At 39.9% G+C, this 13902-nt stretch carries 13 protein-coding genes; 2 read left to right on the forward strand and 11 right to left on the reverse strand.

Features of this window, described 5'->3' with window-relative positions:
* Positions 1 to 5: 5 nt before the first annotated feature.
* Entirely contained in the window at positions 6 to 1928 is a 1923-nt protein-coding gene (thrS, locus tag ACLCEG_RS12080; protein WP_019456642.1) for a threonine--tRNA ligase, read from the reverse strand.
* Positions 1929 to 2339: 411 nt separating this feature from the next.
* Here thrS and ACLCEG_RS12085 point away from each other — a divergent pair, with 411 nt between their 5' ends.
* A complete protein-coding gene (locus tag ACLCEG_RS12085; RefSeq protein WP_410567680.1) occupies positions 2340 to 3968 on the forward strand; it encodes an acyl-CoA synthetase in 1629 nt (542 codons plus the stop codon).
* A 55-nt stretch (positions 3969 to 4023) separates the two neighbouring features.
* Here ACLCEG_RS12085 and yjgA read toward each other — a convergent pair whose 3' ends face one another.
* From yjgA to mazG, 9 genes are all read right to left on the reverse strand, one after another.
* Positions 4024 to 4560, reverse strand: coding sequence for a ribosome biogenesis factor YjgA (gene yjgA / locus ACLCEG_RS12090; protein WP_004698595.1), 537 nt, complete (start codon positions 4558 to 4560; stop codon positions 4024 to 4026).
* 2 nt (positions 4561 to 4562) lie between these two features.
* Complete coding sequence (locus ACLCEG_RS12095) at positions 4563 to 4832, reverse strand: HPr family phosphocarrier protein (RefSeq protein ID WP_019458135.1); 270 nt, start codon at positions 4830 to 4832, stop codon at positions 4563 to 4565.
* Positions 4829 to 5680, reverse strand: a complete 852-nt coding sequence (rapZ, locus tag ACLCEG_RS12100) for an RNase adapter RapZ (protein WP_019458134.1) — start codon at positions 5678 to 5680, stop codon at positions 4829 to 4831. The genes ACLCEG_RS12095 and rapZ overlap by 4 nt, the downstream gene beginning before the upstream one ends.
* Positions 5681 to 5702: 22 nt before the next feature.
* Positions 5703 to 6551, reverse strand: a complete 849-nt coding sequence (panC, locus tag ACLCEG_RS12105; RefSeq protein WP_004698600.1) for a pantoate--beta-alanine ligase — start codon at positions 6549 to 6551, stop codon at positions 5703 to 5705.
* 3 nt (positions 6552 to 6554) lie between these two features.
* Entirely contained in the window at positions 6555 to 7364 is an 810-nt protein-coding gene (gene panB, locus ACLCEG_RS12110) for a 3-methyl-2-oxobutanoate hydroxymethyltransferase (RefSeq protein ID WP_004698602.1), read from the reverse strand.
* Between the two features lie 43 nt (positions 7365 to 7407).
* Positions 7408 to 7890, reverse strand: a complete 483-nt coding sequence (gene folK, locus ACLCEG_RS12115) for a 2-amino-4-hydroxy-6-hydroxymethyldihydropteridine diphosphokinase (protein WP_004698604.1) — start codon at positions 7888 to 7890, stop codon at positions 7408 to 7410.
* Positions 7887 to 9350, reverse strand: coding sequence for a polynucleotide adenylyltransferase PcnB (gene pcnB / locus ACLCEG_RS12120; protein ID WP_410567682.1), 1464 nt, complete (start codon positions 9348 to 9350; stop codon positions 7887 to 7889). The genes folK and pcnB overlap by 4 nt, the downstream gene beginning before the upstream one ends.
* Positions 9351 to 9475: 125 nt before the next feature.
* Complete coding sequence (locus tag ACLCEG_RS12125) at positions 9476 to 9886, reverse strand: ComEA family DNA-binding protein (RefSeq protein WP_410567684.1); 411 nt, start codon at positions 9884 to 9886, stop codon at positions 9476 to 9478.
* Complete coding sequence (gene mazG / locus ACLCEG_RS12130; protein ID WP_410567686.1) at positions 9855 to 10661, reverse strand: nucleoside triphosphate pyrophosphohydrolase; 807 nt, start codon at positions 10659 to 10661, stop codon at positions 9855 to 9857. The genes ACLCEG_RS12125 and mazG overlap by 32 nt, the downstream gene beginning before the upstream one ends.
* Before the next feature lie 112 nt (positions 10662 to 10773).
* Between mazG and ACLCEG_RS12135 the strand changes: the two genes are divergently transcribed.
* Positions 10774 to 11547, forward strand: a complete 774-nt coding sequence (locus ACLCEG_RS12135) for an SDR family oxidoreductase (RefSeq protein WP_410567688.1) — start codon at positions 10774 to 10776, stop codon at positions 11545 to 11547.
* 45 nt (positions 11548 to 11592) lie between these two features.
* Here the strand turns inward: ACLCEG_RS12135 and ACLCEG_RS12140 are convergent, their stop codons facing one another.
* Positions 11593 to 13899, reverse strand: a complete 2307-nt coding sequence (locus tag ACLCEG_RS12140) for a RelA/SpoT family protein (RefSeq protein ID WP_410567690.1) — start codon at positions 13897 to 13899, stop codon at positions 11593 to 11595.
* Positions 13900 to 13902 lie beyond the last annotated feature (3 nt).

Here is a 13902-nt window from a genome sequence, read left to right on the forward strand (position 1 = left end):
CTTTCTTACTCCACAATATACCGGCCACGTTCGGCGACGGCAGATTTCACTAAGTCAATGAAAGCATCCACTGACATAGTACCTAAATTTTTTCCTGAGCGAGTACGTACATTCACTGTACCTTCTTCAACTTCTCGATCACCAAGAACTAACAGGTAAGGAATGCGCTCTAGAGTACGCTCACGAATCTTAAATCCGATTTTTTCATTTCTCAAGTCAGAAATAGCGCGAAGGCCATTTTCCTTGAGTTTTGCCACAACTTGTTCACTTGCTTCAGCTTGAGCATCGGTAATATTCATGACACATGCTTGTACAGGTGATAACCAAGGCGGCATAAAACCAGCGTAGTGTTCAATTAGTATACCAATAAAACGCTCAAAACTACCAAGAATTGCACGGTGCAACATTACAGGCTGATCACGTTCGTTTTCTTCAGTTACATAAGAAGCGTCTAAACGAACTGGCAAGTTGAAGTCACACTGAATGGTACCACATTGCCATACACGACCAAGACAGTCTTTTAAAGAGAACTCAATCTTTGGACCATAGAATGCGCCTTCACCCGGCTGCAACTCCCATTTAAGACCAGCTTCATCTAAAGCATCTGCTAAAGATTTTTCAGCTAAATCCCAAAGTGCGTCATCACCTACACGCTTTTCCGGACGAGTAGACAACTTCATTTGAACTTCTTCAAAGCCAAAGTCTTTATAAACATCTAAAGTGAGTTTAATAAAGTCTGCAACTTCTTTTCCAATCTGTTCTTTAGTACAGAAGATATGTGCATCATCTTGGGTAAAGCCACGAACACGCATAATACCGTGTAAAGAACCAGATGGTTCATTACGGTGACAAGAACCAAACTCAGCTAAACGAATTGGTAAATCACGGTAAGATTTCAAGCCTTGGTTGAACACTTGAACGTGACAAGGACAGTTCATTGGCTTTACAGCATAGTTACGACTTTCTGAATGAGTCGTAAACATGTTTTCTGCATAGTTTGCTGCATGGCCAGATTTCTCCCAAAGCGTAAAGTCTACGATTTGTGGAGTTTTAATTTCTTGGTAACCATTGTCTTGCTGAACTTTACGCATGTACTGCTCTAGTACTTGATAAATAGTCCAACCATTTGCATGCCAGAACACCATACCCGGTGCTTCTTCTTGCATATGGAACAAGTCTAACGCTTTACCAATTTTACGATGGTCACGCTTTTCAGCTTCTTCAATACGCTTGATATAAGCTGCTAACTGTTTTTTATCAGCCCAAGCAGTACCATAAATACGTTGAAGCTGTTCATTCTTTGCATCACCACGCCAGTAAGCGCCAGAGATTTTTGTAAGCTTGAATGATTTTAAAAATTTAGTATTTGGTACGTGTGGACCACGACACATATCTAAATAATCTTGATGGTAGTACAAGCCCATTTGTGTTTCTTCAGGCATGTCTGCAATCAAGCGTAATTTATATTCTTCACCGCGTGCAGTAAATTCAGCAATGACTTCATCACGTGGTGTCATTTTTTTAACAACATCGTAATCTTGGTCGATGAGCTTTTTCATACGCTCTTCGATCGCTGCCATGTCATCTAATGTGAAAGGACGTGGCATCCAGATATCGTAATAAAAACCTTCTTCGATGACTGGACCAATCACCATTTTAGCTTCAGGGAAAAGCTGCTTTACAGCATGCCCTACAAGGTGTGCACAAGAATGGCGAATGATCTCAAGACCTTCTTCATCTTTTGGAGTGATAATTTGTAAGGTCGAGTCTTCGGTAATTAAGTCACATGCATCAACTAGGCGATCATTTACTCGTCCAGCAACGGTGTTTTTTGCTAAACCAGGCCCAATACTTTGAGCGACTTCCATAACAGATACAGGGTGATCAAAACTTTTTTGATCGCCATTTGGCAATGTGATAATTGGCATAAAAAAATCCTTAAGGAGTGATGCCCTATACGAAGGAGCATTTCACCGCGAGATTATGATCGAGGCGAACCTCAAAATATAAAAACGGTGTAAATCAAAATTAAAAACCAGAAAGATTTTACACTTGTTCACGCCAAGTGAAAACCTTTGTGCTCATAAAATCATAAATAGATGTTGGTTATATGGTAAACAGCAATAAGTGACTTTCGTAAGTGTTTCTCATAAATTTTAAGAAATACATAAATAGGATAATTATTCATCAGAACTGATTTAACATGATGGAAATAGCATTTGTGCTCATTTTCTGACTGAGGGGTATTTCTGTTTAAGACTAAAGCATTAATGCTTTGATTAATATTAAGTCATATTTTCAAAGAATGAATTAAAAAATAGAACATGGAGTTGTTTCACATGGTTAGTGCATACGATGAATTACCACGTACACAAGCAAACTTTATTGCGTTATCCCCTTTGCGGTATTTAGAACGGGCAGCTTATATATATCCAGATCAGGCTTCGATTATTCATGGCAATCGCTATATTTCGTGGAAAGAAACTTATCAGCGTTGTCGGCAATTTGCCTCTCAGCTTCAACAATTAGGTATTACTAAAAATGATACTGTTTCTGTATTATTGCCCAATATACCCGCAATGATCGAAGCACATTTTGCTGTACCTATGGCTGGTGCTGTTCTTAATACATTAAATACTCGTTTAGATGCTAAAACCATCGCCTTTATGCTAGAGCATGCTGAAACTAAAGTACTTTTAGTTGACCCAGAGTTTGTTAATTTAGCCAGAGAAGCCCTCTCACTGATTCCTAACCAACGTATTATTGTGATTGATGTAGCTGATGAAGAATATGAGGGAGAAAATCAATTTCTTGGTTCGTTTGAATATGAAGAATGGATTGCTCAAGGTGATGCTAATTTTGAATGGCATTTGCCGCAAGATGAGTGGGATGCGATTAGCTTAAATTACACCTCTGGGACAACAGGCAACCCTAAGGGAGTGGTTTATCACCACCGTGGGGCTTACTTAAATGCAGCGAGCAATATTCTAGCCTGTGGCATGAAACCTCGAGCCGTTTATTTATGGACGCTTCCTCTGTTCCATTGTAATGGCTGGTGCTTTGCATGGAGTATTGCAGCCAGTGGTGGAACCAATATTTGCTTACGCAAAGTTGACCCTGAACTGGCTATGCAGCTTATTGCAAAACATAAAGTTGATTATTTCTGCGGTGCTCCAATTGTGCTGTCCATGATTATTAATCTACCTAAAGAAAAACAGCCGAACTTAGAACATCATGTAGAAGTTATGGTTGCGGGAGCAGCACCTCCTGTCGCCGTGATTGAAGGTATGCGAAATATTGGAATTAATGTAAACCACGTTTATGGTTTAACTGAAACTTATGGACCATCCGCGCTTTGTGCCTCTCAAGCAGGATGGAGCGATCTTTCTATTACAGAGCAAGCACAACTACATTCACGTCAGGGCGTGCCTTACCCGCTTCAGGACAGTATGCGAGTGCTAGACCCTGAAACGATGCAACCTGTACCAAATGACGGTGAAACCATGGGAGAAATTATGTTCCGTGGCAATATTGTGATGAAGGGATATTTAAAAAATCCAAAAGCAACTGAAGAGGCATTTGCAGGTGGTTGGTTCCACACTGGAGATTTAGCGGTTTGTCATCCAGATGGTTATGCAAAAATTACGGATCGTTCCAAAGATATTATTATTTCCGGTGGAGAGAATATTTCATCTTTAGAGGTAGAAGACGTTTTATATAAGCATCCTGCAGTTTTAACAGCTGCTGTTGTGGCAAAACCCGATGAACGTTGGCAAGAAGTACCATGTGCATTTATTGAATTAAAAACAGGTGCTACAGCAACTCCTGAAGAAATTATTGCACACTGCCAAAAAGAGCTTGCTCGCTTTAAAGTTCCTAAGGATGTGGTCATTACCGAAATTCCAAAGACATCAACAGGCAAATTACAAAAATTTATCTTGCGTGAATGGGCAAAGGAGCGCGTTTAAATATTTTCAAATAAAAAAGCGACGTATTGAACGTCGCTTTTTTATTTGAAAGGTATTAGCCTTGATCTGACAATAAAGCAATTTGTTGCACGTAGTTAATAAACTTCTTTTTAGATGCTTCAAGATCTGCTTCTGCAACTTGCTGAGTTTTATCACGGTTAATTCTTAACACATGTTGACGCAAAGTATGACGCTCTGATGCATTATAAATTTTGCTAAACTCATTGATTGCAGGATCACCCTGTTCAATCATACGATCTACCCAACGCATAAGTTGAGCTTGCTTTTTCGCACCTTGTTGAGGTGTCAAATAAGACAAAATGACTGTCTCATCTTCATTACGCAAGAGTTTACCAACACGCTGAAACTGGCGACGGCGTGCTTCAAACGAACTAATATTCTGGACTTCTAAAAGAGCATCAATTAAACGCTCATCAACTGGAAGTTTTTGAATCTGTTTGATAGAAAGTTGTGCTAACTGCTCACCTAAAGCAGCCATACGTTGAACTGCTTTTTTCTGTTCGGTTTTACTTGCACGTCCTTCTAAAGAATCAAAATCTTCTTCAGTATAACGCTGGGGACGACGTGCCACGATTAATCTGCCTCATAAAATTTTGCGGCGAATAACGCCTGTACTTCATTTAATGCCTGTTCTTCGTCAGCGCCATCAATGACCAAACGTAAAGTGGTCCCTTTACCTGCACCTAACATCAGTAACGACATAATATTCTTTGCATCTACCAAATGATCGCCCTTACCAATCTGAATTGACGAACGAAACTTCGTAGTGACCTCTATCAGTTTTCCTGATGCACGTGCATGTAAACCGAGTTTATTAATTACATCAACAGTTGTGTCTATCATGACCAGTGCTTCATTTCTCTGTGTAAGACCTGAACAGTCCATTCTGCCTCAAGTGCTTGTTTTAGTCTATCTACCATATAAACTGAACGATGCTGGCCGCCTGTGCAACCTATTGAAATCGTCATATAGTGACGATGCCCTTCAGCAAATGCAGGCAACCATTTTTTTAAGAAGTGGTGTATGTCCTCAAACATTTCATTTGCTTGCGGACTTGCTTCTAAAAACTGTCTTACTGGCTCATCTAAACCAGAAAAACGGCGTAATTCTAAATCCCAATGTGGATTTGGTAAATGCCGTACGTCAAAAACATAGTCAGCATCTAAAGGAATGCCATGTTTATAACCAAATGACTGCAATATAACAATCAGGTTATCCGACTGCCCTAATTTTGACAGCAAGATATGTTTTAAATCATGAACACTTTTATCTGTGGTATCAATATGAACAGTGGCACGGAACTGAATTGGAATCAGCAACTGCTTTTCTTCATGAATACACTGTAAAAGGCTTTTGAAACGGTTCGCCAACGGATGCGGGCGACGTGAAGCACTAAATCGAGCAATTAAATCTTGATCTTGTGTCGTCAGGTAAATCACATCAACCGTACCATGCTTTTGTAATTGCTCAAAAACATGATCGAACTCCTGCATATCTGCCCTTGTACTTCGGACATCTACACCTAAAGCGAGTTGTTCAAGATTATTTTCATGATCTAGCTTTGCTACAATTTCAGGCAGCAATGCCAAAGGTAAATTATCAATACAGTAATAGCCCAAATCTTCCAAAACTTGAAGAGCTGAAGATTTTCCTGAACCAGACTGTCCTGTCACGATAAGTATACGCTTCATGGCATGGCTGTCCTTTTATGTATTATTGAGATGTAAAGGCAACTTGTAAATTATCAATTAAACGTGTCCCACCCAACTTAGCCGCAACAAACAACACAATATTACGATCAAATTGAGTAACAGGTAACAGATTTGACTGACGAGCTTCCACATAATCCACAACAAAACCATTGTCTGTCAACAACGTTTTTAAATCTGCCAAGACTTGTTGCAAATCCTTACCTTGATGTAATTGTTCTTCAGCTTGCTTTAGACCTTGATAGATGACTGGTGCCGTTTGACGCTGTTCAGGTGTCAAATAACCATTACGCGAACTCAATGCCAGACCATCTGCCGCACGAACAATAGGCACACCAATAACTTCTAACGGAATGTTTAAGTCTTGAACAAACTGGCGAATTACAGCTAACTGTTGATAATCTTTTTGACCAAAGAAAGCATAGTTTGGCTGCACAATATTAAAGAGTTTTGTGACAACCAACGCTACACCATCAAAATGTCCTGGACGTGAACTACCACACAAGTCATCCGTAATTTGACTAACACTAATGTTAGTTAAACGAGGCTGTGTACCATACATTTGCTCGACTGAAGGTGCGAAAACGATGTCACAGCCAACATCTGCAAGTAGACGGCTATCTTGCTCCAAAGTACGTGGATAGTTGTCAAAATCTTCACCCGGACCAAATTGGGTCGGATTCACAAAGATACTTACAACCACAACATCACATAACTTCTTCGCTTCACGAACAAGTGTGAGATGGCCTTCATGTAGATTTCCCATAGTTGGGACAAAACCAATGATTTTACGTGCAGCTCTAGCAGGATTTAAAGAAGCAGCTAAGCCTTGTATAGTGGTTTCTGTTTTCATGAATTACAGCTCAACATTGAAAGTATGTTCTTTGGCAGGGAACGACTGATCTTGTACTGCAGCATGAAAAGATTTAAAAGCATCTAAAATAGCTGTTTCACCAGACTGTTCTTTCATGAAGTTACGCACAAAACGTGCAACCTTGCCAAACGTCAAACCTAACATGTCTTGTACAACCAATACCTGACCGTCAGTCGCATTACCTGCCCCAATACCAATCACTGGAGTATTTGGGAACAGCTCAGCAATTTCTTGGCCTAGTTGTGCTGGAACGCATTCAAGCAATAGTACCGCCGCTCCAGCTTCAACCACAGCCGTACAGTCAGCAATCAGTTGATCCGCAGCTTCACGTGTTCTAGCTTGTAACTTATAACCACCAAATACATGCACAGATTGAGGTGTTAAACCTAAATGAACGCATACAGGTACACCATTACGCGTTAACACTTGTACCGTTTCACTTAGCCATGCACCGCCTTCGATTTTGATCATCTGGGCACCAGCTTGCATAACTGTTTTCGCATTCTGCAAAGCATCGTTTAAAGTGGCATAACTCATAAATGGTAAATCAGTCATAATCAATGCATGCTGGTTACCACGGCGCACCGCCGCCGTATGATAAGCCATGTCTTCAACAGTTACAGGTAACGTTGAATCACGACCTTGAATTGCCATTCCAAGAGAATCACCAATTAAGATAGTATCAATTTCAGCAAGTTCCATTGCTTTTGCCATACTTGCATCGTAACAAGTTAGACAAGAGAACTTACGTCCTTCGGCTTTAAATTTTCTTAAGTCACTAAGACTAATCATGATGGTATCCTCTACAGGAGTTTGCAGAACGTATAAGTCAGGCTTAAGCCCAAGACTCATCAGCAAGTACAGTCAGCGTCGGCTGCTGTAAGAGTTCTAAATTTTTAAGTGGCTGATCATTAATATGTAAATCAGCATCTAAATCTAATAAAGGAATCACAACAAAATCTCTTTGCAGTATTCCTACGTGCGGCACAGTTAAGCGCTCATTTTGTATTTTTTCATTGCCATAAATCAGTAGATCAAGATCTAAAGTTCGCTCACCCCAATGACGTAGTCTCACACGCCCAGCTTCCTGTTCAAAGCGCTGGAGCTGGTCAAGTAAGTCAAGCGGAAGTAACTCGGTTTTTAGCTGAGCGACTGCATTTAGATAGTTAGGTTGATCTTGAGGACCCATGGGTGGGCTTTGATACAGTTTGGAGACCTTCACTTCACCAATAGATTTAAGCTTAGCTATTGCTTCAGACAAAATCTGGCGTGAGTCACCTAGGTTACTTCCTAAGCCAATATACGTGGTTACTGTCATTGTGTAGGCCCAAAAATAACTTGGCTCAAATCACGTTGTACCCGCTTGCGCTTTAAAATTGGGTGATCACTCGTCATGTTAGCTTGTGATGCTGAAGATTTTTCCATAAAACGATCAACAGTCTGCTCTTGTCGTGAGCGTTCTTTCTTACCACGACGGCTTCGAGGTTCTGGAACATCCACCAAAGGCTCAATTTCTACATCAACTCTATTGCTTTCAATCGGTTCAGCAGCAACCTTACGACGACTTTTCGCTTTTTGACGATTATATTGGCTAATCGCAGCTTCTTTTTCGTCATTTGACATTTCTTGGTAAGCATCCCACCAACTTCCCATTCCTTGCGTTGAGTCATCACCTGACTTTTCACGAAGTAATAAGAAGTCAAAACCTGCACGGAAACGCGCATGGCTTGCCAATGCTTCAATTTGCTGTGGCTTTGGATTAAGCAATCGGGTTTGCATTTCCCAAACTTCACGAATAAAAGTTTCAGCAAAACGAGGAATGACTGTACGTGTGGCTTGACGTTTTAAAACATCTAAACCAGCCTGCGCACGAGCTTCTGCTGGAACCACACCTTTTGTTAAATAAAAATCACAGCGTTCTAAAAATGGCTGCCACAATAAAACCGCATAGAAAAATGCTGGGTTAATGGTTTTACCAATTTGAATACGTTGATCTGTATTTTTTGCAGCGCGTTGAATAAATGGCGTCAGATCTGGACGAATATCAGCAAAAAGCTGCTTCCACACGCCAAATTCAATTAGCATTGGTAATACACGTGCCAAATGACCCATTGTGAAAAGCTTCTGAGACTCATCGTATAAACGGTGCGGAGAAACATCACGAAGTAACTGTGTCATCTCAACATCAAAAATATCGAGAATATTTGAGTTAATCTTGAAATTTAGCTTCGCTGCAAAACGTAATGTCCGTAGCATACGCACCGGATCTTCTTCAAAACGTTGTGCAGGATCACCCAATAAACGTAAAGTCTTATTTTTGACATCATCAATTGCTTTACAAAAATCGAGCACAATACCCTTACGTGGTTGGTAGTAAAGCGTATTGATAGAAAAATCGCGTCGAGCAAAGTCCTGCTCTATTGTTCCCCAGTTATTGTCACGCAAAATCATGCCAGAAGCGTTGGTGACTGCTTTTTTAGGAGGGGCACGGAAAGTCGCAACTTCAATTAGCTCACGCCCTGAATAGACATGTGCCAATTCAAATCGACGGCCAATAATTCGGCATCGACGACCAAAAACCTCTTTAATTTGAGAAGGTGTTGCATTGGTGACTGCATCGAAATCTTTAGGATTGAGTCCTAGCATTAAATCACGGACACCACCCCCAACAATATAAGCCTCATAGCCTGCTTTGTTCAGACTATCGATCACATCTAAAATCGAAGAAGGAAGTTGGGCTGTGGACAAACCACATTTTGACGCTCGCAAGGTTTGCAAAAGACGCTGTCTCCTACGTCAGGACGTAAATAACAAGTTGTCGCTAATCATAGCTCTAACACACACAAAGGGCAATTTGATTCTCTTTAGATTGCGCAGGAAATGATAATTGACGAACAGAACTTTTATAAGGCTAAACGCGATTTATTTTTTTCAAAAATAGCAGGCCCGATTCCTTTGACATTTTTAATTTCGTCAATATTTTTAAAACTTCCGTTCTTCTGTCTATATTCTACAATCGCTTGCGCCTTTTTCTCACCTACGCCTTTTAACTGCTGAAACTCATTTACAGTGGCCTGATTCAAACGAATTTGCGCTATAGAATCAGCAGAACTCTTAGTATAAGAATTTTTAGAACCATAAGAATGAGAAGGCTTAGAGATGTTTAACTTTTGGTCATACATCTGCTGTTTAGCCTTCCATTCCTGAAAGTTTTGATCAAAAGATTGAGCAAAAACCGAAGGTGAAATTACCCCTAAGTACAACATCATTAAAATAAAGCAATTATTTTTCCAATGTCTCATGCTGTATCGCATGTCGTTTTCCCCCTGTTTGTAATTGTCGTTTTGCTTGATTCCACAATTCATCCATCTCTGACAAAGTCATGTCTTCTAATGTTCTTTGCTGTTTTATGGCTTGCTCTTCAATAAAAGCAAAACGACTTCTAAATTTATGTATGGTTGATAAAAGTGAAGTTTCACTTGAAATATTAAGTTTACGTCCTACATTGACTAATGAAAACAGACAATCTCCAAATTCGTCTTGAATTTCATCAATATTTTGACTTTTGAGCGCCTCTTTGAACTCACCGAGTTCTTCTTCTAGTTTTGCATAAGCATCTTCTACTGTTTCGAAATCAAAACCGACTTTTGCAACATTTTTTTGAATTTCCTGTGCTTGAGACAGTGCAGGACCATGTTTAATTTCATCTAATCTTGATTGCGGCTTGCCTTGCTTTTCTTGTTGTTTAATGTGTTTCCATAGCTCACTGACTTGTTCGGGTGTTAAGTTATTAAATTGATCAGCTTGAAACACATGTGGATGACGTCTTATTAATTTTTCACTAATTGCCTCAACCACATCTTGAAAATTGAACGCCCCTTGCTCACTAAACATTTGTGATTGAAATACAACTTGTAGTAGCAAATCACCCAACTCATTTCGGATTTCATCAATATCGCCCTGACGAATGGCAGCCTCGACCTCATATGCCTCTTCAATCGCATATTTAGTTAGCGACATCGGGGTTTGTTGTTGATCCCACGGACATTTTTCACGTAGCTCTTGCATAATTTTAAGCAATTTATCCATGGTAACCCTCAAGTTCAAAAAGTCGGTCAGTAAATTTAAAATCTTAATTTGCTATGATCAAAATTAAAGCGGCAAATCATTCGTCATATTGTAACGATAAAGAGAAAAAAAGATGAAACATAGCATTCTGATTAGTGGCACAGCTCAAGGTATTGGAGCAGAAATTGCACGAGTATTTTACAAACAAGGGTATAAAGTAGGTATTTATGATATTAACGAATCACTTGCTCAAAGCTTAGCAACAGAATTAGGTCCCAATGCATGCGCTGGCTATTTAGATGTTAGTGATTACAGCCAGTGGCAACTTATATTAAAAGAATTTACCGACTGGGCTGGCGAGCTTAATATTTTAGTGAATAACGCAGGAATTTTATATTCTGGGGCCTTTGAACACATCGATATCAATTCACACCAAAGAACAATCAATATTAATGTAAACGGCGTCATCAATGGCTGCCATGCTGCTCTTCCTTATTTAAAGCAAGCTTCTTTTGCACGCGTCATTAATCTCTCTTCAGCTTCTGCAATTTATGGGCAAGCTGATCTCATTTCATATTCAGCCAGTAAGTTTGCAGTTCGCGGAATTACCGAAGGTTTAGATGTGGAATGGAAAAAATATGGTATTCGTGTTTTAGATGTGATGCCTTTATTTGTACAAACTGCGATGGTCAGTAATATGGACGCGGGTAGTATTCAAAATATGGGCGTTGACTTAACTCCAAATGATATTGCTCAGCAAGTCCTTTCACTTGTCGAAAAAAAAGCTCATTTCTGGACACCTACGCACACTCCTGTTGGTATAAAAACCAAATTGCTTTATCAACTTTCAACAATAAGCCCACAGTTTTTAAATCGGTTAACTAATATTTATTTATCGAGAAAGTAGCTGATAAAAAAGACCGTCAATTGACGGCCTTTTTACTTAGTTTATTTAAACACCTTGAATCATACGTCGTGCGCTGATAATCCCCGGTTGCTGCTCTAAACGAGCCAACAAACGTGAAAGCTGAGCCAAACCTTTCACCTCAATGAGCAACTTCATATTGGCAATACCATCAGCCTCAGAAATTGTATTTACCTGACGGATATTAATTTGGTCAGAGAAAATCACTTGAGTTAAGTCTTTGAGCAAACCACGACGATCATAAGCTTCAACTACAATTTGAACACTTTGACCACGAGTTGGCTGCATTTCCCAATCAGCTTCAACAGCACGTTCTGGCTCTTGCTTGATCATGCGCTGATAATCAGAACACAAGACTTTGTGAATACTTACGCCACGATTCAACGTGATATATCCCGCAATTGATTCACCATGGACTGGTTGGCAACACTGTGCAATATGTAGCTCTACGTTGTCTAAACCATCAATCAAAATACCATGTGCAGACAAAGTATGGCTGGCACGTGGGTTTAATGTTGGCTTAAGTACCAGTTCAGGCTCATCCTGATCCAGATGCATTTGGCGATTAATCTGGTTAATCAAGGCATGCAGACTTATATCGCCGCTAACCAGATTAACCAAAATATCATCGCCTGTTTTCACATTAAAATGTGATGAGTAGTCGTTGAGATCGATACTCTTCGGGTGAATAGCCAATCGAGACAATTCTTTGTTCAGTAACTCACGACCAACTTCAAGGTTCTTGCTACGATCTTGCTGTCTGAACCAGTGACGTAGCTTGTCACGTGCACGAGATGTCTTGATATAACCTAAAGAATTCACCAACCAGTCACGGTTTGGTTCACGGTCTTTCTTGGTTAAAATCTCAACCTGCTCACCTGTTTTTAGCGTATAGGTTAATGGCACGTAGCGCTGGTTAACACGCGCTGCATAACATTTATTCCCTACCTCTGTGTGTACATGATAAGCAAAGTCTAAAACAGTTGAACCACGTGGTAATTCTTTAATATCACCATCACGACTAAAGACATAAATCTTTTCAAAACCTTCAAAGTCTTGAAGCTGATCAAAGCTTTCTGTCTCGTCTTCATTTTGATGTACTGTGGTTTCATTACGTTCTTGGTAATGTTCCAAAACAGCACGAAGCGAATGTAACCGATGGTTAAAAGAATGATCGGTATTCTTTGAGCCTTCTTTATAGTTAAAGTGCGAACACACGCCTAATTCTGCTTCATCATGCATCTCATGAGTACGGATTTGTACTTCTAAAGATTTATTTTCAGCAATTACAGCAGTATGTAATGAGCGATAACCATTTGCTTTCGGGTTGGTAATATAGTCATCAAACTGGTGTGGAATATGACGCCAAATTTGATGAACAATACCTAATGAGTGATAACACTCGGGTACGCTATTGACCAACACACGTAAGGCACGAATATCATAAAGCTGATCGAAACTCAGATTTTTACTTTTCATTTTTCGATAAATCGAATAAATGTGCTTTGCTCGACCTGTAATTTCAGCTTCAATACCGTAAGACGCCAACTCATTCTTTAAGCGATCAATCACGAACTGAATATAATGTTCACGCTCTAAACGCTTTTCATTGAGTAAAGAAGCAATCTCTTTATAACGGTCTGGTGCCAAATAGCGGAAAGCTAAATCTTCGAGTTCCCACTTAAGCTGTGCAATACCTAAACGGTGTGCTAATGGAGAATAAATAGTTAGAATTTCACGTGCGACACGCTCTTGACGCTCACGTGATGAGTTTGCGAGCTCTCGTAAAGAATAAGTACGCTCGGCTAACTTAATTAAAACAACACGAACATCTTCGGTCACAGAAATCAGCATTTTATAAATGCCGCTTAAATGTTCCCGCTGGTTATTATTAAAATGGTCTTCTAATCGTTTATTTTTTTCAATGAGCTCTGAAAGCTTACCCATTGCCAAAGTGCCTTTGACAAGGTTATAGACTTGCTCACCAAATTTGCGCCTCACTTCTTCTATATCAGTAATGTCCTCACGAACACTACGATAAAGCATCGCAGCAGATAAAGTATCTTCATCTACATGTAAATGCGCCAGAATATCAGCCATTCCAACACCAGTAGCAAATGTATTGGAACGATGATTAACCGTTGAATCTAACTCTTTTTGCAGGGTTAAATGCGCAACCTCTTCGAGTTGTTTAAGCTCTGCCCCATCTAATATTTCACGAACCCGATCCAACCATGAGGCTAAACCGACTTGTGTTTCGGCGGCATGCTCTACAGTCGTTTCCTCTGACAACTCAGTTAGTTGTTCAGGTAACTGTTCACGTACTGTGACCATACC

The organism is Acinetobacter sp. H1(2024), assembly GCF_046557555.1.
GTDB classification, from domain to species: Bacteria; Pseudomonadota; Gammaproteobacteria; order Pseudomonadales; family Moraxellaceae; genus Acinetobacter; species Acinetobacter seifertii.